The sequence below is a fragment of the Mycoplana rhizolycopersici genome, from assembly GCF_013378445.1.
In the GTDB taxonomy this organism is placed as follows: Bacteria; Pseudomonadota; Alphaproteobacteria; order Rhizobiales; family Rhizobiaceae; genus Mycoplana; species Mycoplana rhizolycopersici.
Genome location: NZ_JABXYK010000002.1, coordinates 255,573 through 276,082 on the forward strand (window position 1 = coordinate 255,573; position 20,510 = coordinate 276,082).

Annotated in this window: 23 protein-coding genes; 10 read left to right on the plus strand and 13 right to left on the minus strand. The window is 64.2% G+C overall.

Annotation, left to right across the window (positions count from 1 at the left end; genetic code table 11):
- Positions 1–90: 90 nt before the first annotated feature.
- From HV823_RS03715 to HV823_RS03730, 4 genes are all read left to right on the plus strand, one after another.
- Positions 91–1,581, plus strand: coding sequence for a leucyl aminopeptidase (locus HV823_RS03715; protein ID WP_176948388.1), 1,491 nt, complete (start codon positions 91–93; stop codon positions 1,579–1,581).
- A 5-nt stretch (positions 1,582–1,586) separates the two neighbouring features.
- Positions 1,587–2,036 carry a DNA polymerase III subunit chi gene (locus HV823_RS03720; RefSeq protein ID WP_176948389.1) on the plus strand — a complete coding sequence of 150 codons (450 nt, stop codon included), beginning with the start codon at positions 1,587–1,589 and terminating at the stop codon, positions 2,034–2,036.
- A gap of 185 nt (positions 2,037–2,221) precedes the next feature.
- Positions 2,222–2,752, plus strand: a complete 531-nt coding sequence (locus HV823_RS03725) for a DUF1801 domain-containing protein (protein WP_176948390.1) — start codon at positions 2,222–2,224, stop codon at positions 2,750–2,752.
- Positions 2,753–2,785: 33 nt separating this feature from the next.
- Positions 2,786–3,208: a DUF1801 domain-containing protein gene (locus tag HV823_RS03730; RefSeq protein ID WP_176948391.1), complete on the plus strand. Its 423-nt coding sequence runs from the start codon at positions 2,786–2,788 to the stop codon at positions 3,206–3,208.
- A gap of 12 nt (positions 3,209–3,220) precedes the next feature.
- Here the strand turns inward: HV823_RS03730 and HV823_RS03735 are convergent, their stop codons facing one another.
- Positions 3,221–4,147 carry a Gfo/Idh/MocA family protein gene (locus HV823_RS03735; protein ID WP_176948392.1) on the minus strand — a complete coding sequence of 309 codons (927 nt, stop codon included), beginning with the start codon at positions 4,145–4,147 and terminating at the stop codon, positions 3,221–3,223.
- A gap of 245 nt (positions 4,148–4,392) precedes the next feature.
- Here HV823_RS03735 and HV823_RS03740 point away from each other — a divergent pair, with 245 nt between their 5' ends.
- On the plus strand, positions 4,393–4,968 hold the full coding sequence (locus HV823_RS03740; protein WP_176948393.1) for a TRAP transporter small permease subunit: 576 nt from the start codon (positions 4,393–4,395) through the stop codon (positions 4,966–4,968).
- Positions 4,965–6,746, plus strand: a complete 1,782-nt coding sequence (locus HV823_RS03745; RefSeq protein WP_176948394.1) for a TRAP transporter large permease — start codon at positions 4,965–4,967, stop codon at positions 6,744–6,746. The genes HV823_RS03740 and HV823_RS03745 overlap by 4 nt, the downstream gene beginning before the upstream one ends.
- Before the next feature lie 85 nt (positions 6,747–6,831).
- Here the strand turns inward: HV823_RS03745 and HV823_RS03750 are convergent, their stop codons facing one another.
- From HV823_RS03750 to HV823_RS03775, 6 genes are all read right to left on the minus strand, one after another.
- Positions 6,832–7,245, minus strand: coding sequence for a cupin domain-containing protein (locus HV823_RS03750; RefSeq protein WP_176948395.1), 414 nt, complete (start codon positions 7,243–7,245; stop codon positions 6,832–6,834).
- 179 nt (positions 7,246–7,424) lie between these two features.
- Complete coding sequence (locus HV823_RS03755) at positions 7,425–8,531, minus strand: TRAP transporter substrate-binding protein (protein ID WP_176948396.1); 1,107 nt, start codon at positions 8,529–8,531, stop codon at positions 7,425–7,427.
- 428 nt (positions 8,532–8,959) lie between these two features.
- On the minus strand, positions 8,960–10,849 hold the full coding sequence (locus HV823_RS03760; protein ID WP_176948397.1) for an ABC-F family ATP-binding cassette domain-containing protein: 1,890 nt from the start codon (positions 10,847–10,849) through the stop codon (positions 8,960–8,962).
- Between the two features lie 103 nt (positions 10,850–10,952).
- Positions 10,953–12,020 carry a GGDEF domain-containing protein gene (locus HV823_RS03765; protein WP_176948398.1) on the minus strand — a complete coding sequence of 356 codons (1,068 nt, stop codon included), beginning with the start codon at positions 12,018–12,020 and terminating at the stop codon, positions 10,953–10,955.
- Between the two features lie 166 nt (positions 12,021–12,186).
- Positions 12,187–12,468 carry a hypothetical protein gene (locus tag HV823_RS03770; protein WP_176948399.1) on the minus strand — a complete coding sequence of 94 codons (282 nt, stop codon included), beginning with the start codon at positions 12,466–12,468 and terminating at the stop codon, positions 12,187–12,189.
- A 213-nt stretch (positions 12,469–12,681) separates the two neighbouring features.
- Positions 12,682–13,194: a DinB family protein gene (locus HV823_RS03775; RefSeq protein WP_176948400.1), complete on the minus strand. Its 513-nt coding sequence runs from the start codon at positions 13,192–13,194 to the stop codon at positions 12,682–12,684.
- 143 nt (positions 13,195–13,337) lie between these two features.
- Between HV823_RS03775 and HV823_RS03780 the strand changes: the two genes are divergently transcribed.
- Together HV823_RS03780 and ndk are read left to right on the plus strand one after the other, a co-directional pair.
- Positions 13,338–14,027, plus strand: a complete 690-nt coding sequence (locus HV823_RS03780; protein ID WP_176948401.1) for a glutathione S-transferase family protein — start codon at positions 13,338–13,340, stop codon at positions 14,025–14,027.
- Positions 14,028–14,132: 105 nt separating this feature from the next.
- A complete protein-coding gene (gene ndk / locus HV823_RS03785; RefSeq protein WP_176948402.1) occupies positions 14,133–14,555 on the plus strand; it encodes a nucleoside-diphosphate kinase in 423 nt (140 codons plus the stop codon).
- A gap of 118 nt (positions 14,556–14,673) precedes the next feature.
- Here ndk and HV823_RS03790 read toward each other — a convergent pair whose 3' ends face one another.
- Complete coding sequence (locus HV823_RS03790) at positions 14,674–15,405, minus strand: pyridoxamine 5'-phosphate oxidase family protein (protein WP_176948403.1); 732 nt, start codon at positions 15,403–15,405, stop codon at positions 14,674–14,676.
- A gap of 41 nt (positions 15,406–15,446) precedes the next feature.
- Here HV823_RS03790 and pdxR point away from each other — a divergent pair, with 41 nt between their 5' ends.
- Entirely contained in the window at positions 15,447–16,892 is a 1,446-nt protein-coding gene (pdxR, locus tag HV823_RS03795; protein WP_176948404.1) for a MocR-like pyridoxine biosynthesis transcription factor PdxR, read from the plus strand.
- Between the two features lie 6 nt (positions 16,893–16,898).
- Here pdxR and HV823_RS03800 read toward each other — a convergent pair whose 3' ends face one another.
- Both HV823_RS03800 and HV823_RS03805 read right to left on the minus strand, forming a co-directional pair.
- Positions 16,899–17,408: a hypothetical protein gene (locus tag HV823_RS03800; protein WP_176948405.1), complete on the minus strand. Its 510-nt coding sequence runs from the start codon at positions 17,406–17,408 to the stop codon at positions 16,899–16,901.
- Entirely contained in the window at positions 17,405–17,959 is a 555-nt protein-coding gene (locus HV823_RS03805; RefSeq protein ID WP_176948406.1) for a CGNR zinc finger domain-containing protein, read from the minus strand. Before HV823_RS03805 ends, HV823_RS03800 begins: the two co-directional genes overlap by 4 nt.
- A gap of 66 nt (positions 17,960–18,025) precedes the next feature.
- On the opposite strand from HV823_RS03805, the gene HV823_RS03810 reads away from it, so the two are divergent.
- The gene (locus HV823_RS03810) at positions 18,026–18,922 is read left to right on the plus strand and encodes a branched-chain amino acid ABC transporter permease (RefSeq protein ID WP_176948407.1); all 897 of its coding nucleotides are present in this window, start codon (positions 18,026–18,028) and stop codon (positions 18,920–18,922) included.
- 39 nt (positions 18,923–18,961) lie between these two features.
- Here HV823_RS03810 and HV823_RS03815 read toward each other — a convergent pair whose 3' ends face one another.
- The 3 genes from HV823_RS03815 to pgsA are packed head-to-tail and all read right to left on the minus strand — an operon-like array spanning position 18,962 to position 20,280.
- Positions 18,962–19,438 (minus strand): molybdenum cofactor biosynthesis protein MoaE, encoded by a 477-nt coding sequence (locus HV823_RS03815; protein WP_176948408.1) that lies wholly within the window; start codon positions 19,436–19,438, stop codon positions 18,962–18,964.
- Positions 19,439–19,441: 3 nt separating this feature from the next.
- A complete protein-coding gene (gene moaD / locus HV823_RS03820) occupies positions 19,442–19,696 on the minus strand; it encodes a molybdopterin converting factor subunit 1 (protein WP_097139067.1) in 255 nt (84 codons plus the stop codon).
- Positions 19,693–20,280 carry a CDP-diacylglycerol--glycerol-3-phosphate 3-phosphatidyltransferase gene (gene pgsA / locus HV823_RS03825; RefSeq protein ID WP_176948409.1) on the minus strand — a complete coding sequence of 196 codons (588 nt, stop codon included), beginning with the start codon at positions 20,278–20,280 and terminating at the stop codon, positions 19,693–19,695. Before pgsA ends, moaD begins: the two co-directional genes overlap by 4 nt.
- Positions 20,281–20,510: the final 230 nt, after the last annotated feature.

A 20,510-nucleotide genomic window follows, 5' to 3' on the forward strand; every position in this document is an offset into this window, starting at 1 on the left:
GACAAGGAATTGCCGACAGTCAACCGCGCAACCTGTGGATTCAGGTCGCCCGCGAACGGTGCGGCCGATTGCATACCCTTGGAGTAGACCATGTCCCAGAAGTTCGATGTCACTTTCGTAAAGGCGCTCAAGCCCGCCGGCGGCACTGCGATCGTCCTGCAGGCGCCAGGTGTGATCGGCGCGCCTTCCGAGGTCGATCCGGCCGGCGTGCTGCCGCGGGCTGCCGAAGTCGGGCGCTTCAAGGGCAAGGCGCTGAAGAGCCTCGATGTTGTCGCCCCGCACGGCTCGCCGTTCGATCGCATCGTCCTTCTGGGCCTCGGCGATCCCGAGAAGCTGACGGCCAATGACTGGCTGAAGGCGGGCGGCTCCGCGTCGGGCAAGATCGGCAACGCCGATTCGGTCGCGGTCTATCTCGATGCGGAAGGCGTCGATGTCGCTGGCCAGGCGGCGGCCGATTTCGCCCTTGGCCTTTTGCTGGGCGCCTATCGCTTCGATACCTACAAGACGAAGAAGGACGACGACGAGCAGAAGTCGAACGGCAAGAAGTCGATCAAGGTTTCGATCGTCACCGCGGCCGCTTCGGCAGCGAAGAAGGCCTTTGAGGACAGCGAGGCGGTCGCCGGCGGTGTGCTCCTGGCGCGCGATCTCGTCAACGAGCCGGCTAACGTGCTGGGTCCCGTCGAATTCGCCGAAAAGGCGAAGGCGCTGGAAAAGCTCGGCGTGGATGTGGAAATCCTCACCGAACGCGAAATGAAGAAGCTCGGCATGGAGGCCCTTCTCGGGGTCGCGCAGGGCTCCGCGCGTCCGCCGCGTCTTGCCATCATGCAGTGGAAGGGCGGCAAGCCGAAGGACAAGCCGGTGGCCTTCGTCGGCAAGGGCGTCGTCTTCGATACCGGCGGCATCTCGATCAAGCCGGCGGCCGGCATGGAGGACATGAAGGGCGACATGGGCGGTGCCGCCGCCGTCATCGGCCTGATGCACACGCTGGCCGCACGCAAGGCCAAGGTCAACGCCGTCGGCATCCTCGGCCTGGTCGAGAACATGCCGGACGGCAACGCCCAGCGTCCCGGCGACATCGTCACCTCGATGTCTGGCCAGACGATCGAGGTGATCAATACGGACGCCGAGGGGCGCCTCGTGCTCTGCGACGCGCTCTGGTACTGCAACGATCGCTTCAAGCCGCAATTCATGATCGACCTTGCGACGCTGACGGGCGCCGTCATGGTGGCGCTCGGCAGCCATCACGCCGGCCTGTTCTCCAACGACGACACGCTGGCCGCACGGCTGACGGCGGCCGGCATTGCCACCAACGAGCGGGTCTGGCGCCTGCCGCTCGGCAAGGAATACGACAAGATGATCGACAGCAAGTTCGCCGACATGAAGAACACCGGCGGCCGCTATGCAGGTTCGATCACAGCAGCCCAGTTCCTGCATCGCTTCGTCAAGGACACGCCCTGGGCCCATCTCGACATCGCCGGCACCGCCATGGGGTCGCCGACCGACGAGATCAACCAGTCCTGGGGCTCGGGCTTCGGCGTGCGGCTGCTCGATGAACTGGTGCGGACGCAGTACGAGAGCTGATCGCTTTGAGCGAGATCCTGTTCTACCACCTGACCGAATCGAAACTGGAGGACGCCCTGCCGCCGCTGCTCGACAAGAGCCTCGAGCGCGGCTGGCGGGTCGTCGTCCAGACCGGCACGGCCGAACGGCGCGACGCACTCGACACCCATCTGTGGACGTATCGCGAGGAAAGCTTCCTGCCGCACGGCACCGACGATCAGCCCAATGCCGCCGACCAGCCGGTGCTGCTGACGAACGGTCCCGACAATGCGAATGCCGCGACCGTGCGCTTTCTGGTCGACGGCGCCGTACCGCCGCCGCTCGACGGCTACGATCGCGTCATCTTCATGTTCGACGGCCACGACCAGCCCGAACTCGATGCCGCGCGCGAGCATTGGAAGCGGCTGAAGGGCGAGGGCCACCAATTGACCTACTGGCAGCAGAACAACGACGGACGCTGGGTCAAGAAGGCCTAGCCAGGCCGTCGCGGCAGGGCTTGAAATGAGCGCGTCGTCGATCCGACGCAGCCGGATGGTCCGTCAAAAAAACTGGATGTCCTGCGACCGAACGCTATTTTGCCGGACATCTGCCGGTTGCAGGAGGGCAGTCGGCCGCGGGCTTCGTCGGAAGACGGCTGTCCGTCTGCGAGAGGAGGATTTCGATGACGCAATCTACCGGTAAGCCGGTCAAGACTGCAGGAAAACCCGCCAAGGTCAAAAAGCCGGTGCAGAACGGCGGAGGCAAGGCTGCCGGCCCAGTCGCGGACGGGAACGGGGCTGTGTCGGACAGCCAGCCGGTCCTCTTGTCCGGCGGCAACCCGCAGATCGCCAAGGGCGAGGGTGACGCGCCCGTTCAGGCCTATATCGCTGCCATGCCGGGCTGGAAGAGCGATCTCGGCCGCCGGATCGACGCCATCATCACGCAGACGGTGCCCGGTGTGCGCAAGGCTGTGAAATGGAACTCGCCCTTTTACGGGGTGAAGGGAGACGGATGGTTCCTCAGCCTCCATTGTTTCGCGAAATACGTGAAAGTTGCATTCTTCCGCGGCACTTCGCTCCATCCGCTTCCGCCGGGCACGTCGAAGCAGAAGGAAGTGCGCTATCTCGATATTCGCGAAGACGACCAGTTCGACGAAGACCAGTTCGCCGACTGGGTGGGGCAGGCAAGCCGCCTGCCGGGCGAGCGGATGTAGCAATGTTTCCAGCCATGGAAAGGCGGCGTCAGCATGAAGAAGAGCGCTATGACGGAAGACGGCAAAACACCCTCCGAACTGATCGACGCAAGGATCGCGGAACTGGGTGACTGGCGGGGTGCAATGCTCGCGAAGCTTCGCAGCATCATCCTGCAGGCCGATCCCGATATCGTGGAAGAGTGGAAGTGGCGCGGCGTCCCGGTGTGGTCGCATGCCGGCATCATCTGCACCGGCGAGACTTACAAGAACGTGGTGAAGATGACCTTCGCCAAGGGGGCTGCGCTCGAGGATCCCACGGGCCTGTTCAACGCCAGCCTGGAGGGCAACACCCGCCGCGCCATTGATTTTCAGGAGGGCGACGGGATTGACGAAGCGGCGTTGGAGGCGCTCATCCGCGCCGCCATCGCGCTGAACGCCGGCTCCGGCCGAGCCCGGAAGAAGCCGGCGCAGGCGTAATACAAGACGACCTCAGTCGTGGAACGCGTCCACGAACTTGCGCCGTCCCAGCATGAAGGCATCGGCGACGTGGCGCAGCGGCGCGAGATCGACGTCCGACTTGCCGGCGTGCACGATCTCGGCAAAGCGCTTGTAGAGCATCGGATATTCCTGCTCCGGCTCCTCGTGCTTCAGCACGCCGTCGATCGAGAGCTTCGCTCCGCCTTCCGAAAGCATCATCTGGCCGGCCTCGGTGTCGGCGACGATGTCCCAGCTCTGCTTGCCGGTCTGGCGCCAGTCGAATTCGGCGGAAAGGTCGAGGCCGTCGGCATCGGTGAAGGTGATATCGGCTGCGATCGGGGCGTCGCGGTTTTCAGGAAACTCGAGGGTCGCCTTGGCGATGAATACCGGCTTCGGCAGGATGTGGGTCACGATTGACAGCGCATTGATGCCGGGATCGAAGACGCCGAGCCCGCCGGCCTGCCAGATCCACTCCTGGTTCGGGTGCCAGTGGCGGACGTCCTCCTTCCAGATCACCTTCATCGAGCGGATCGTCGTGGAGGCAAGGAAGGCCTTGGCCGCTTCGACGGCCGGGGCATAGCGCGAATGCCAGCTGGCAAAGAGCGACAGTCCCTTCCTGTCTGCCAGTGCCTGCAGGTCCTCGACCTCGCTTAGCGTCGCTCCCGGCGGCTTTTCCATGAAGACGTGCTTGCCGGCGGTGAGTGCCTTGTATGCGGCATCGTATCGATGCTGCGGTGGCATGCAGAGCGATACGGCTTCGATGCCCGGCACTTTCTCCAGCATCTCCTCGATGGAGGTGAAGTTGTCGATGCCATCGACCGTGCCGTGACGGCTGGCGGCCGCGACGAGCTGGAAGTCGGGGTTCCTGGCGATCGAGGGGAGGTGCTGGTCGCGGGCGATCTTGCCGACGCCGACGATGGCGAGATGGATCGGGGACATGGTGGTTCGCTCGATTTGTATGATAATTGGGCGTGTTGTAGCAGAATGCGTGGCGGCGGCAAGGCCGACTTTTGTCACTCTGCCTATCCCTTGTGCAATCCTGCCGCGGGGGCATTCACCTTTCGTCTAATGCGGTCTCTCGGGCTGGGAAAACCGGGCTTTGCGCTTGAAACCCCGCTTGAAATGGGCACTCTGGCTGTGCATGGCAGACAACGAAACAACAATGCCTTGCGGGGAGGAACGCGATGGGAGCGCTGCTCGGCCTAAGCCGAATTATTGATATTGTTACGGAAAAGATCGGCAAGGCGGTGTCCTGGCTGATTCTCGTCGCGGTGCTCGTGAGTGCCGGCAATGCGGTGGTGCGGAAGATGTTCAACATCTCTTCGAACGCATGGCTGGAAGCGCAGTGGTATCTGTTCGGCGGCGCCTTCATGCTGGCCGCGGCCTACACGCTGGCGCAGAACGAGCACATTCGCATCGACATCGTCTACGGCAAGTTTTCGCGCCGGAAGCAGCACTTCATCGACCTGTTCGGCCACTGCTTCTTCCTGATGCCGTTCGTGCTGCTGATGATCTACTACTTCATCCCCTATGTCAGCATGTCCTACCGCTCGGGCGAGGGCTCTTCGAGCGCCGGCGGCCTGATTCTCTGGCCGGCCAAGGCGATTTTGCTGGCAGGCTTCCTGCTCCTCGGCGCGCAGGGCGTTTCCGAGATCATCAAGAAGGTGGCGATCATCCGCGGAGACATGGACGATCCGACACCCTATGAGCCGACCCATCAGGCTCTGGAAGAGAGCGGTTCCGAGGAGGGGCGGGCATGATCGAGTTCATTGCGGACAACCTCGCGCCGATCATGTTCGTCTCGCTCGTGGTGTTCCTGCTCCTGGGATACCCCGTGGCGTTCTCGCTGGCGGCAAACGGCCTGCTCTTCTTCATCATCGGTGTCGAGCTGGCGCCGCTGTCGGATTCGATCAATCTCTCCTGGCCGTTGCTGAACGCGCTGCCGGACCGGTTCTGGGGGGTGATGTCGAACGAGACGCTGCTGGCGATACCGTTCTTCACCTTCATGGGCATCGTGCTGGAGAAATCCGGCATGGCCGAGGACCTGCTCGACACGATCGGCCAGCTCTTCGGTCCGATTCGCGGCGGCCTTGCCTATGCGGTGATCTTCGTCGGCGCGCTGCTGGCGGCCACCACCGGCGTCGTGGCCGCATCGGTCATCGCCATGGGCCTGATCTCGCTGCCGATCATGCTGCGCTACGGCTATGACCGGCGTGTTGCCTCCGGCGTCATTGCCGCTTCCGGTACGCTGGCCCAGATCATCCCGCCGTCGCTCGTGCTGATCGTTCTGGCCGATCAGCTCGGTCGCTCCGTCGGCGACATGTATGCCGGCGCGCTGATCCCCGGCCTCGTGCTGACCGGCCTTTACACCGGCTACATCATGCTGATGTCGATCGTCCGGCCGGAGTCGATGCCCGCCCTGCCGCTGGAGGCGCGCTCGCTGGGTTCCGGCGTCACCTCGCTTGCGGTCGCACTCGTGGTGGCGGCTGCGATCGCCTATGGCGCGCACGTCTTTCTCTATCCGACGCATGGCGAGAACGCCGATATTCTCGGCGGCACGGTCGGCGTGATCTTCATCTACGTGGTCGCGCTGCTCGACAAGAGCCTGAAGGTCAACGTCATGTCGCGGCTGGCCCAGCAGGTCATCATCGTGCTGATCCCGCCGCTGGCGCTGATCTTCCTCGTGCTCGGAACGATCTTCCTCGGCATCGCGACGCCCACCGAAGGCGGTGCGATGGGTGCCGTCGGCGCCCTGTTCCTGGCGGCGGCGAAGGGGCGGCTGAACCTCGACGTGATCCGGCAGGCGCTCGCCGCGACGACGAGGCTGTCGTCCTTCGTGCTGTTCATCCTGATCGGGGCGCGCGTCTTCTCGCTCACCTTCTACGGGGTCAACGGCCACCTCTGGGTCGAGCATCTGCTGGTCTCGTTGCCGGGCGGGGAGACGGGCTTCCTGATCGCCGTCAACATCCTGGTGTTCTTCCTGGCGTTCTTCCTCGACTTCTTCGAGCTGGCCTTCATCATCGTGCCGCTTCTGGCGCCGGCGGCCGACAAGCTGGGGATCGACCTGATCTGGTTCGGGGTGCTGCTGGGCATCAACATGCAGACGAGCTTCATGCATCCGCCCTTCGGCTTTGCCCTGTTCTTCCTGCGCTCGGTGGCGGCCAAGGTGCCGTATATCGACAAGATCACCGGCAAGAAGATCGCGCCGGTGACGACCGGGCAGATCTATTGGGGTGCCGTGCCGTTCGTCTGCATCCAGCTCGTGATGGTGGCGCTGACGATCATGTTCCCGCAGATGGTCATGCACTACAAGGGCGATGCGTCCACAGTCGATCCCTCGACGATCACCATCGATGTGCCGGGCTTCGGTGGGCAGGGGCTCGGGCAGGACGGCGGGCTCGGCTTGCCCGGCGGCCTGCAGCTTCCCGGCGGAAGCCCGCTCGACCAGCCGCCAGCCGCACCGGGCGGTGGCCAGAACGGTGGCCAGCCGCCGACCCCGCCGGCCAACGACCTCAGCCAGCCGCCCTCGTTCAATTGACGCGGATACGATCATCGAGGAGGGCGGCCGCCTTGGCCGCCCTTTCCATTCGTGGGAGGCGCCCGCCGCCTGCGGTCGAGATTGTTCAGTCCAGCCGCTTCGCCGGATTGTCGCGATACCAGTCGACGATGGACGCCATCATTTCCTCGAAGGGACCGGGGATGAAGACGTTCAGCAATCCCATGCGCTCGGTGCTCTCTTTGCGGAAATCGTGCATCGTCCCGCGGGGTATGACGCAGCACGATCCCTTCGCCAGATGGTGCCAGGTGTCCCCTGCAAGGATGCTGGCGGTACCCTCCAGCACGTAGAAGATCTCGTCGTTGTCGTCGTGCTTGTGTGCACCGGGCCCTTCGTGACGGGCGTCCAGCCACCACTCCGAGATGGCGAAGCCACCTTGTGTTTCCGGGCCGTCCGCTTTGAAGATCGCCTGAATGGCGCCCATGTCGTAACGCCTGCCGCCTCCAGGCCCCAGGATCACGACCTTGCTTCCGTCTGACATCGCAGCATCCTCCTGATGCATGATCGAGGCATCGACCTCTGGCACGGGCGCGGGCAATCGTCACTCGCGGATCTTTTAAACGCAAGGCGCCGCCCGCATCATTTTCGTTGCGGGCGGCGCTCCGTGTTGCCGGTGACCATTCCACGTCGCCTTGGGAAATGATCGAGGGTTATGAAGCCTTAAAGCTTGCCGCCCCGCTGCTGGATCATCATGAAGGTGTCGTAGTTGTATTCGGCGATCTGGGCGTTGAGGTAGTATTCGCCGCGGAACGCCTTGATCGAATCCCAGATCTTCTTGAAGGTCGGGTTGGAGGCCTCGATCTCGGAATAGACCTCGTTCGACTTGTCGAAGCAGGCCGACAGGATTTCCGCCGAGAAAGGTGCTAGCTTGGCGCCGGCGGCGACGAGGCGCTTGATCGCCGGCGGGTTCAGCCAGTCATACTTCTGCAGCATGTTGGCGTCTGCCGCCTGGCAGGCGGTGCGCAGCAGCGACTGGTAGTTCTTCGGCAGCCCTTCAAAAGCGGCCTTGTTGAACATCGCATGCACGGTCGGGCCGCCTTCCCAGAAGCCGGGATAGTAGTAGTAGGGCGCGACCTTGTAGAAGCCGAGCTTCTCGTCGTCGTAAGGCGTGGTCCATTCGGCAGCGTCGATCGTGCCTTTTTCGAGCGCCGGGTAGATGTCGCCGCCGGCGATCTGCTGCGGCACGACGCCGAGGCGTTCGACGATCTTGCCCGCGAAGCCGCCGATGCGCATCTTCAGGCCCTGCAGGTCGGCGACGGTCTTGATTTCCTTGCGGAACCAGCCGCCCATCTGCACGCCCGTGTTGCCGCAGGGGAGCGCGACCAGGCTCTGCGTGGCCATGAACTCGTTGAAGAGGTCAATGCCGCCGCCATGATACTGCCAGGCGTTCATGCCGCGGGCGTTGAGCGCGAAGGGCACGGCCGCACCCAGCGCCCAGACCGGGTCCTTGCCCCAGTAGTAATAGGAAACCGTGTGGCAGGCCTCGACGGTGCCGGCGGCGGCCGCATCGGCAGCCTGCAGGCCCGGAACGATCTCACCCGCAGCGAAGACCTGAATCTGGAAATTGCCGTCGGTCGCTTCGGAAAGATACTTCGACAGCGTTTCCGCGCCGCCATAGATCGTGTCGAGGGACTTGGGGAACGAAGAGGCGAGGCGCCAGTTGATTTTCGGATTGGTCTGCGCGATGGCGGGCGCGGCAAGTGCTGCGGCCGCTGCAGCGCCCACGCCGGTCGCCCCGGCCTTTCTCATGAATGAACGACGATCCATTAATATCCTCCCAATTGCAGGGGCCTCCCAGCCCCTTGGTTTCCGTCGCAGACCTAACCATGTCGGGAAGGCCTATTCAAGCGCGCCGGCCCCAATCCCCGGGCGAGCGCGAATACGACTTTGGTCTAAGAGCCCCGAAATCGGCTATCTGCATGTTTTTTAGGCGTTTCCCGTTTTGCCGGGCAAAATCAGCGGTCATGCTTCGCCCCGGACGATCGCTTCCGGCAAGTCCCCCTCCGGCCTGCCGGCCATCTCTGCAACAAAGGGGGACAGACCACCGTTTGCCCTCCTGGTGCTTTGCGGGTAGGCCCGGTTAATCCTTCCCCGTGTGGGGAGGGTGAGGGGTGGCTTCTTTCGTCATGCGGTCGTCGCGGCATCGTCCCTGCCGCGGTACCGGGCGGTTGCCTTCGCGGCCGCGAAAGCAGGACTCAGCCCGCCATCGCTTCCTCGTACTCAGAAGACAGCTCCAGCCATTGCTCCTCGGCCGCAGCCAGCTTTGCGGCCGCGTCCGCACGCTCCTTGGCCTTCTGCGCAGCTCTGGCCGGGTTTTTCTCATAGAGCAGAGGGTCGGCCAGTTCGCCGTCGAGCACCTGAATCTGCTTCTCAAGCTTTCCCGTCAACGATTCGATTTCGTTGATCTTCTTCCGGAGCGGTGCAAGAGAGGCGCGGCGGTCGGCATTGGCCTTGCGCTGGTCGGCCTTGGAGAGACCTTCGTCGCCGGGAACGGGACGCGCCTTCTCTTCCTTCGGCTTCGCGCCGCCGACGATCAGGGTCCGGTATTCTTCCAGGTCGCCGTCGAAACTCGCCACCGTGCCGTCCTTGACCAGCCACAGCCGGTCGACGGTCGCCTCGATCAGGTGGCGATCGTGCGAGATCAGGATGACGGCGCCGGGATAGTCGTTCAGGGCCTCGATCAGCGCGCGGCGGCTGTCGATGTCGAGGTGGTTGGTCGGTTCGTCGAGGATCAGGAGGTTCGGCGCGTCGAAGGCAGCAAGCCCCATCAGAAGCCGCGCCTTCTCGCCGCCGGAGAGGTCCTTTGCCGGGGTATCCATCTTTTCGGTGGCAAGCCCCATCTGGGCGACGCGCGCGCGCACTTTGGCTTCGGGTGCGTCCGCCATCAGCCGACGCACGTGCTCGACGGCACTCTGGGTCGGCACCAGGTCGTCCAGCTGGTGCTGGGCGAAGAAGCCGATCTTCAGTCCCGGCGCCGTCTTCACCTCGCCGCTCTCGGCTGCAAGCTTGCCGGAGATGAACTTGGCGAAGGTCGACTTGCCGTTGCCGTTCGAGCCGAGCAGGGCGATGCGGTCGTCGTTGTCGATCCGGAGGTTCATCCGCTTCAGGATCGGCTGGCCCGGCACATAGCCGACGGCGCCGCCGGAGATGGAGACGATGGGCGAGGCGGGCTGCTTTTCCGGCTCGGGAAAGGTGAAGCCCTGCACGTGGTCCTCGATCACGGCTGCGACCGTACCCATCCGCTCCAGCGCCTTGACGCGGCTCTGCGCCTGGCGCGCCTTGGTGGCCTTGGCCTTGAAGCGGTCGATGAAGCTCTGCAGGTGTTTTCGCGCGGCCTCGTTCTTCGCCTTCGCCTTCATCTGCAACTCGTCGGCTTCGGCCTTCTGCCGCTCGAACTGGTCGTAGCCGCCGCGGTAGAAGGTCAGCTTCTTCTGGTCGAGATGGACGATCGCGTTGACGGCGGTGTTGAGCAGGTCGCGGTCGTGGCTGATGATGAGCACGGTGTGCGGATAGCGCCGCACATAGTCCTCCAGCCACAACGTGCCTTCGAGGTCGAGATAGTTGGTCGGCTCGTCGAGAAGCAGCAGGTCCGGCTCGGAAAAGAGGACGGCCGCGAGCGCCACGCGCATCCGCCAGCCGCCGGAAAAGCTTCTTGCCGGACGCTGCTGGGCCTCATGGTCGAAGCCGAGGCCGGCAAGGATGCTGGCGGCACGCGCCTGCGCGGAATGGGCGCCGATGTCGGAAAGCCGCGTCTGGATCTCGGCGATCCTGTGGGGATCGGTCGCAGTCTCCGCTTCCTTCAGCAGAGCTGCGCGCTCCTTGTCGGCGGCGAGCACGATCTCGATCAGCGGTTCGTCCGTGCCCGGCGCTTCCTGCGCCACCTGTCCGATGCGCGCGTTCTTCGGCAGCGAGACCGAACCGGCCTCGGAGGAAAAGTCTCCGGTGATGATGCGGAAGAGCGTGGATTTGCCGGCGCCATTGCGGCCGACGAGCCCCGCCTTGGTGCCCGAGGGCAGCGAAACGGAGGCGTTGTCGAGAAGCAGGCGCCCGGCGATGCGGGCGGAGAGGCCGGAAATCGTGATCATGACTGGCGTCTATAGGGTGCGACCCCGCCGCAGTGCAAGAGGTGCTGCCTGCGATGCCGGCACTCTTCGCATCGGGCAAGCGGTGCGCCCCGGGATGGCTGCCTCAGGCGACGTCGCGACGGTAGGCTCGGCCGGCACGCTCGGTAAGTTCCACGGAATAGACGCAGGTGCCGCTTTCGTTGGCGGCTTCCAGCGCCAGCATGGCGAGCCGGTAGAGCTCGCCGGAATTTTGCGCGTCCTCCGTCAGCGCGGCGCCAACGGTGAGCGACAGCGTACCCGGCAGGTAGTCGCGCCCGGAGATGCGGAAAGCCTCCAGTTCGAGGCGCTGGCGGATTCGTTCGGCGATGGAGACCACGCTGTCGCGATCGACCCTGTCGAACAGGAAAGCAAAGCCGTCGCCGCCGACCCGGGCCACATAGTCGAGCTTCTTGATCGACTTGCGGAAGATGGTGGCGATCTGCTTAAGCGCATCCTCGCTGGCGCCGGCGAAATGGCTGTCCGACAGGCTCTTCAGCCGGTCCACGCGCATCAGCAGAAGCGCGCCGCCGGCATTCTCCTCGGCGTCGTAGGCGGCGGCAAGCCGGTTCATCAGGGCGGCCCGGTTGGCAAGCCCGGTGATCGGATCGTGGAGGAGCGCGATCTCGGCGGCGGCGGCACCCGCGGCCACGTTCTCGAGCCGCGCGACGAGCGTGTCCAGGCGCTGGCAATGCGCGGTCTCGCTGCCGACCATGCTCTCCACGGCCGACAGCAGAAGGCCGGCCTGGCTGGCGAAATCCGACATCGCCATCACCGGATCCGCTTTCAGCCGGCCGATCATCTGGTTCATCTGCGTGATCGCGTTGACGCGCTTCTGCCGTTCACCTTCGGCTTCTGCAGCGAGCGCCGCGATCGTGCGCATCAGGTCGGTCGCGCTGTGTCCGAGCACGAGCGAATTGTGCTCCGGCAGGCCGTTCCGCACGCCGATTGCATCAAGCGCGTCCTGCGCCGGCGCCTTGCCGAGCGCGGTGATCTCGCGGCCCAGCGCGGTGTTGCTTCCCGTCAAGGCCTCGTGCAGCAAGGCGTAGTTGCGCGGAATGGCCTGGATTTCCAGCTTCGTCATCAATTGCGCGATCTTCGCCAGTATGGCGGCCGATCTTGCGAGGCAATCCGGTGCATTCGCCTTTGCGGTCATGGTTCACCAGCCTGTAAAAACGCGCGAAAACGCCGGTCCAGATCGGAGCCGGCATTTACAATCGTTAGCTGATAAGCCTTAAGAAGCCGTTGCTTAGGGCTGTTTCCGGAATCGTTTTCGCCAGACGCGACACTGCCCTCCAACGTGCGAAACTGCAGCGAAACGTTCAGGCGAACAGGCGGACCATCGGGACGGAGCGGATCAACTGCCGGATGATGCCGCCTTCGGATGGATTGCTGCGCTGGGCTGCGGCCTTCTGCATGTCGCGCGTCGCTGCCGCATAGCCTTCGGCGCGCGCCTCCTGCATCGCGACCTCGAAGACCTTCTCGATCACCGGATAGCAGTCGTCGGGCAGATAGGCGTCGGGACTGTCCGTCCCGCGCACCAGGGCCATCTTCGACAGCGCGCTCCCCAGGAGCGCGCTCCATTCCTCGCTCGTTCTTGCCATGTCTTCCCTCACTCCGCCGGGGCAGGTTGTCGGTGTCCAGGCATTCGCCTTTCAGGTCGTCCCCGGTGGTCGGACTATTGCATCGGCCGACAGGTCCACCTGTCACTTGGGTAACAGGAACAGGGCGCCGCACTGCGTTTCGCATCAGGCATAGGCTCGAAGTGTTTCAGCACTATTTCGGGGATGCATCGCACAAGGCCTGAAGCCAGTCGTTCAGGTCTTGACCAGGCCGCTGTCGTTACGGGCGAAATAGATCAGGTCGAGCACGATGCTCGGGCGGCCCATCGAGGTGAGGATGGTGTGACACTGGCCGCGATGGTGGGTCTGGTGGTTGAAGAAATGGGTCAGCCCAAGGCTCAGCTGGTGGGTGACGGGAACGGGATTGGTGAGCGGGCTGTAGGTTATGTCGCGGGCGAGGCTCTCCTCGTCGAGGGAGGCGATCCAGTCGATGATGCGCTGGTCCTCGGCAATACGCGCCTGCCGCAGGCTTTCGACGTCGTCGTGGAGGATGGTGTCGAGGCGGCCCGGGGTGTCGCCGGTGCCGGTGAAGCGACCCATCCATATCCGGTCCGCCGCCAGGATATGATTGAGCGTTCCGTGCATCGAGCCGAAGAAGGCGCCCCTGTTCTCACGGAAAGCGGAGGGGGAAAGGGCAGCGGCCTCTGCATAGATAGCCCGGTTTGCCCATGCATTGTATGCGGCGAACGTCTTGAAGTGATCGAGCATTTCCAGTTCCAGTATCGTTGGGAGTCGGACAACGACTCTAGCACTCGTTTTCGCCACTGCTGCTGATGGCACCGATGAAATTTTCTGATTTGAGTTCCAGCGCCGCCTCGGTATTGATGCGCGGACGCTCCCGGGACTCAATCATGAACCTCAAGCTTTATGCTCTCAGCGGCACCGACCGCACCCGTCCGTTTTCTCCTCATGTCTGGAAGGTCAAGCTGGCACTTGCCCACAAGGGGCTGCCGCATGAGGTCGAAGCAGTCGGCTTCACGCAGATCCCGAAGCTGGAGGGCGGTGCGACGAAGACGGTGCCGCTGCTGCGCGACGGCGAGCGCCTGGTGATCGACAGTTTTGCCATCGCCCTTCACCTGGACGAAGCCTATCCGGATCGGCCATCCCTGTTCAAGGGAGAGGCGGGACGCGCGCTTGCGCGCTTTGTCGAAGCATGGTCGCAAACCACCCTGCACCCGGCGGTTACCCGCATCGCGCTGCTGGACATCCACGACATGCTGGATGCTGAAGACAGGCAATATTTCCGCGAAAGCCGGGAAGCGCGCTTCGGTATGCCGCTGGAGACGTTCGTCGCGGCACGGTCCGAAGAAATCAAGGCCTTCTCCAGCAAGCTCGAGCCCCTTCGGCATATGTTGAAGGTTCAGCCCTTCATCGGCGGCGATGCACCGCTTTTTGCCGATTATATTGTCTTTGGCGCGCTCCAGTGGTTGCGCATCACCTCGCGTGCCGATGTGCTCGCAGCCGACGATCCGGTCTCGCTGTGGTTCGAGCGTTGTCTCGATCTCTACGATGGGCTTGGCCGCAGCGTGCGTGCTGCGTGAGTTTGGAGCGATCCGGATACTGCATGGCGACCACGCCCCCTTGTTTTGCGCCGAATTGGCGGGTAATGAACCGCCACTTTCACCATCACCAAGGGAAATGAGACTATGGCGATTGAACGCACCTTTTCGATGATCAAGCCGGACGCGACGAAGCGCAACCTCACGGGCGCTATCACCAAGATGCTCGAGGATGCCGGCCTGCGCGTCGTCGCCTCCAAGCGCGTCTGGATGAGCCGCCGCGAAGCCGAAGGTTTCTACGCCGTCCACAAGGATCGCCCGTTCTTCGGTGAACTCGTCGAAGGCATGACCTCCGGCCCGACGGTCGTCCAGGTGCTGGAAGGCGAAAACGCCATCCTGAAGAACCGCGAAGTCATGGGCGCGACCAACCCGGCCAACGCCGACGAAGGCACGATCCGCAAGACCCACGCGCTCTCGATCGGCGAGAACTCCGTTCATGGCTCCGACGCCCCGGAAACCGCTGCCCAGGAAATCAAGTACTGGTTCTCCGACACCGAAATCGTCGGCTGAATCGATGTCGCAAGTGCTGCTCGCAAGTCCTTGATCGGATTGGCTGAGCCGGCAGAGATGTGAAACGAAGAGCGCCCGGGGCCCGTGCCCCGGGCGTTTCGTATTTGGGGCTCTCGTTTCAGCCTTCCTCATAGGCGTGCTGCGCGTCGGTCAGGCTCTCGTCCAGAGACCTGCCGGCGCGGTAGAGGCCGAGTTCGGGCGGCGGCTCGACGCCGTCGATCAGCTTGGGACACGGCTGAATCTCACCGAGCACGGTCCGCACCGGCACCACGCCCGCCCAGATCGGCAGCGCATGATCCTCCTCGTCGTCGGCAACGCCCTTGGCCCGCACCTTTGCCGAGGCCTGCTCGATCTCCATCCCGATGAACGTCGTCGCCTTGGCCTCCTGGCCGGTCAAAGGCCGAAGGGCATCGGAGCGCCCGGGGTAGAAGCGGTCGACGACCGCACGCATGGCTGCTGCCTTTTCCTCCGGGTCGTCGACGATCCGCGCCGTTCCGAAGCACATGGCGGAGCGATAGTTCGCCGAGTGATTGAAGCCGGAGCGGGCGAGAACGAGGCCGTCGAGGTGCGAAACGGTCAGGCATGCCGGCGTGCCCGCTTTCAGGTGCCGCAGCATGCGGCTCGCCGATGAGCCGTGCCAGTAGAGCATGTCGCCCTCGCGCCAGAACAGGGTCGGCGTGCAGAAGGGCTGGCCGTCGATGACGTAGGCGACATGACAGAGCATGGCCGCATCGAGGATCGCATGGACCGAGCCGCGGTCGTAGCTTCCCCGGTCGTGCCGGCGCCTGAGCCGGTTGCGGTCGGTGATCGGATATTCGCTTGACGGAGCGGGGGCCTGCGTGGAGGACATGATGGTCTTGCCTTTCTTCTTTACTGCGGTCTAGATGCCGCATGGCATTGGTTCGAAGTAGCTCCAATCGATCGACAAATATTCAGACCAATCGTCCGGATTGGTCTGCGCTCGTTCCTGTTCTTCCAGGTGCTGGCCCCCGCACGCAGGCGCTCTACGAGGCGGTGCGCAGGCTGATCGAGACGGGGGCCGTGCCGCAGGGCGCCAAGCTGCCGCCGACGCGCGATCTGGCGGCACGGTTGCGCATGTCGCGTGTCTCGGTGGTCGCCGCCTTCGAGCGGCTGATTGCCGATGGCTTCGCGGTGGCCCGCGTCGGTGCCGGCACCTATGTCAGCGGCGACGTTCCTCAGCTCGGGGCGCACGTGCCATCGGCAGAACGCCCGCTGCCGAAGCCCGCGATGCCGCTGCCGGGGACCCTGGGCGTCGCCACCGCCGACGGCCGGTCGCTGAAAATCTTCCGGACGCTGCTGTCACGTCACCTTGCGAGACCGGCGCCCGAACATTTCCAGTATGGCGATCCGCGCGGCGGTGCGGCGCTGCGCCAGGCGATCGCCGCCTATCTGCGCACCGCGCGCGGCGTGCGCTGCGATGCCGAGCAGATCGTCGTCACCACGGGCACCCAGCAGGGGCTGGATCTCTTCATCCGCACGATGCTGAAGCCCGGCGATGGCGCCTGGATCGAGGATCCCTGCTATCCGAGCGCCCGCGCCGCCTTCGAGGGAAACGGCATCCGGTTGCAGGGTGTGCCGGTGGATCGGGAAGGGCTGGATCCCGAGCAGGGTGAGGCGCTTATGCCGGCTGCGCGGGCTGTTTATGTGACGCCGTCGCACCAGTTCCCGCTCGGGGTGGCGATGACCATGCGGCGCCGGCTGGCGCTGCTCGACTGGGCGTGGCGAAACGATGCGTGGATCGTCGAGGACGACTACGACAGCGAATTCCGCTATGCCGGGCCGCCGCTGACGGCCATGCAGGGGCTCGATGCGTCCGGCCGCGTCGTCTATCTCGGCACGTTCTCCAAGGTGCTGCTACCGGGCCTTCGCATCGGTTATGCGGTGCTGCCGGATGCCGCGAGGGAGAAGTTCATCGCCCTGCGCAACCGCTCCGATCGCTTTCCCTCCACGCTGGCCGAGGCGCCACTGACGGATTTCATCCGCGAGGGGCATCTCGCGGCGCACCTCCGCCGCGCCAGAAACCGGCTGATCGCGGCACGCGACGCCCTTGTCCGCGGGCTCGACGGCGCCCGCGGGCTTTCCGTCACCGTTCCGGAGCAGGGTCTTCACCTGCTGGCCGAATTGACCGTGCCGGGGGATGACAGTGATCTCGTGATGCTTGCCCGCTCCGCCGGGCTCGGAGTCCGAGCGCTATCATCCATGGCGGTGTCGCAATCGCCTCGCCAAGGCCTCGTCATCGGCTTTTCCGGCTTCCCGCCGGACATGCTCTACGGGGCGGCGAGCGCGTTCCGTGCAGCGCTCGAACGACGAGCCTGAGGAAGTTTAGACCGGACACGTCGCCTGCGCGAAGTGCTCCGGCGCCTTGCCGTCCCGGAACATGCGCGGGTTCTTCTCATAGGCCGGGCCGACGACGAGCGCCTCGGCCGGAAGCACGCTCTGGTCCAGATCGGAGATCACGGTCGTCTCGATTGCCTGCAACTGATTGCCATCAGGTCCAAGCACGCGGATCGCGACGCGGTAGGGCCTGTCCTTCTTCACGCACGTGATCTCGGGACTTTCCAGGACGACCTTTTCGAGCTTGGGAAACAACTGCCGCTTCAATGTCAGCGGCGATCCACCGGCCGGATTTTCGAATTCCGCGATCACCGTTGCGCCCTCCGGCAACGGTTCCGTCCGGTTCAGCGTGATCATGTAGGTGGCGTAGGCGAGCCGGTAGTTGAAGATGAACATCTTGCCGGTCAGTTGCAGCGGATCCGGGCCGGTTTCGCGCTGGCAGGCGGCGAGCACAAGTAGGGCGGCGGCCAGCACGGTTCGACGGAGCAGGGGCATCATGCGCGGCTCTCCTCCTTGCGGCGATAATAGTGCCGGCTTGCCTTGGCGCGGTTGCCGCAGACGGCCATGTCGCACCAGGCACGCGAGCGGTTGCGGCTGCGATCGATGAACAGCCAGCCGCAATTGGGGCAGATCTTCAGCCGGTCCGGTCCGGTGTTGGCCGAAAGCCTCAGCGCCGAGTGCGCCGTCGCCGTATCCAGGGATGCGGGATCATGCCCGGCGCTGCGAAGCGTCCCGGCGATCGCCTCGAGCAGGGTCGCCATGCGCTCCGGCGTTCCCTCGCCGGAGGCGGCCGCGCGGAAATGACCGTCGATCGCCTCGCGCAAGGCGATGAATGCCGGGCGCCGGTCCGGGATTACGGGGATGAGCGCGGTCGCCAGGTCCCGTTCGGCGCAATGCGCATTGGCCGCGCTCGCGAAGGCGTCCAGCGCGGTGGCATCGGCGTAGCGGTCGATGCGACGCTCCGGATCGGCGCGCATCACCACCGAGTTGGCGACGTCCAGCGCCAGTGCGCCGCCGGCGAAACGATGCGGGGTCCAGGTGAAGCTCATGCGGAATGTCCTAACTAGTAAAAGCGATTTTACCAGTTATAGTGTTCCTGTCATCAGGGAATTTCCATGGCTTATTTCCTGCAGCAGATCGCCAACGCCGTGCCGGTTTCCGCGCTCTATGCGGTGCTTGCCTTCGGCTATGCGATCGCGTTTTCGGTGACGCGGCGGGCCGATGTCAGCTACGGCGCCATCTTTGCCTTTGCAGGCCAGATGTTCATCCTGTTTGCCGACGCCGGCTGGAACCGGCTGTGGCTGGTGCTGCCGGCAGCACTCGCCTTCGGTGCCCTGATGGCCCTCGTCTATGGAATGGGTGCGGGCCTGCTCGTTGGCCGCCAGGTGATGCGGCCGCTGGCATTTTCCTCGGACAACACCGTCGTCGTCGCCGCGCTCGGTGTCGTGCTGGTGCTGATGGAGACGGCCAGGCTCGCCTCCAATACCCGCAGTCTCTGGCTGCCGCCGCTCTTGAACCGGCCGGTCGAGTTGTGGGGCGACCCCGCCTTTCCGGTGACGCTGACTGTGCTGCAACTCGTCAATGCGGCGGTGATGGGCGCAATCGTTCTGGCCGGGCATCTCTTTCTCGTCCGCTCCGACTGGGGCCGACGCTGGCGGGCGGTCTGCGACGACCGGCAGGCGGCGGAACTGTGCGGCGTCGATGCGCCCCGCGTCTTCCTGTCGGCCTTCGCGCTCGCCGCTCTGATCGCCTGCACAGCCGGGATCCTCGCCGCCGGCTACTACGGCAACATGGATTTCGGCGCCGGTCTGAATTTCGGGGTGAAAGTGCTCTTCGTCGCCGCAATCGGCGGCTATTCCACGCCGGTCCTTTCGGCACTCGGCGGCGTCGCGCTAGGGTTGGCCGAGACGGTCTGGAACGCCTATGGCGCGTTTCTCTGGCGCGACCTCGTCATCTATTCGGCGCTGGTCCTTCTCCTCGTCGTCTTCCGGCGCGAGCGGACCATTCCCTGAACGCCCCTTCGGCCGGACAGGCGGGTCGGTCCGAATGGGCTATTTTCGCCACTTGGCCCGCGCCCGGTCGTCGGCGTCCTTCGCCTCGACCCAGCCGCCGGTGCTGCCGTCGGCGCGATGCTCCTTCTTCCAGAAGGGGGCGGAGGTCTTGAGATAATCCATGACGAAGGATGCGCCGTCGAAGGCGGCGTGGCGATGCGGCGCGGCGGCGATGACGAGGACGATGCTTTCGCCCGGCGCCATCCGGCCGAAGCGGTGGATGGCGGCGATGCCCTCGAGCGAGAAACGCTCCACCGCCTCTTCGCAGATGCGCCGGATTTCGGCTTCTGCCATGCCGGGGTAATGTTCGAGCTCGAGGGCGGCGAGGGTGCCGTCCTCGTCGCGACAAAGCCCGGTGAAGGTCACGACCGCACCGATCCGCCCGTGTTGTGCGCAGAGGCTGGCTGTCTCGGCCGCGGTGTCGAAATCCTCGCGCTGGATGCGCACGACCACGGGGATGCCGGACCCGGCGGGCATGGTTCAGCCCCCCGTCATCGGCGGGAACAGGGCGATTTCGCGTGCGCCTTCGATGGTCTCGCCGTGTTCGACATGCTCGTGATTGACCGCGACGCGGATCACGTTTTCATGCTCCAGCGCCATTTCGTATTCTTCGCCCAGTGTCTTTAGATGCCGCAGGAGGTCGCCGGCCGTCTTTACGTGGCCGGGGAGGTCGAGTTCCTCCTCGCCGCGGCCGATGCGTTCGCGCACCCAGGCGAAATAGACAAGCTTGGTCATCGTTCGTCCACGATATGCTTCAAGCCGGCGCGGAAATAGTCGTAGCCGGTGTACATGGTGATGGCGGCTGCGATCCACAGCAGCGCAATGCCGAATTCGGTCGTGTACGGCAGCACCTTGTCGCCGGCCGGGCCGGCAAGCAAAAAGCCGATCGCAAACATCTGGATCGTCGTCTTCCACTTGGCGATGCGTGTCACGGGAACGCTGACCTTCAGCTCCGCCAGATATTCGCGCAGGCCCGAGACGAGGATCTCGCGGCAGAGGATGATGATGGCCGCCCAGATCGTCCAGCCGGCGATCGTGCCGTCGGCAGCCATCAGGAGCAGGACGGAGGCGACCAGCAGCTTGTCCGCGATCGGATCGAGCATCCGCCCGATGTTGGACGTCTGCTTCCAGATCCGCGCCAGGTAGCCGTCGAAGAAGTCCGTGATCGACGCCGCCACGAATAGACCGAATGCCGACCAGCGCGCGAAGTCCGACGATTGCAGCCGCCCCTCGACGAAAAAGCAGAGCACGATCAGTGGAACCGCGACCATGCGGGCGTAGGTGAGGAGATTGGGGATGCTGTAAGCGGGAGAAGCCATGGATTCGCAGTCTCAAATGTGTTTGCCGTTAGTTGTGGCGTTTGTGACATTTCCGTCAACCGTTGGCGACAGCTTTTCATCGTGAACAAGGCAATATTCGGATGATCCAGTTTAATCGCTGTTTTGTCCGCCGTTGAGCCGCTGACGCCGGAGCGCGTTTCGCCATCGTCACACGATGAAGAAAAATTTTCAATTTGCCCGAATAGATTGCGAACTTTGTTCGTTTTAGA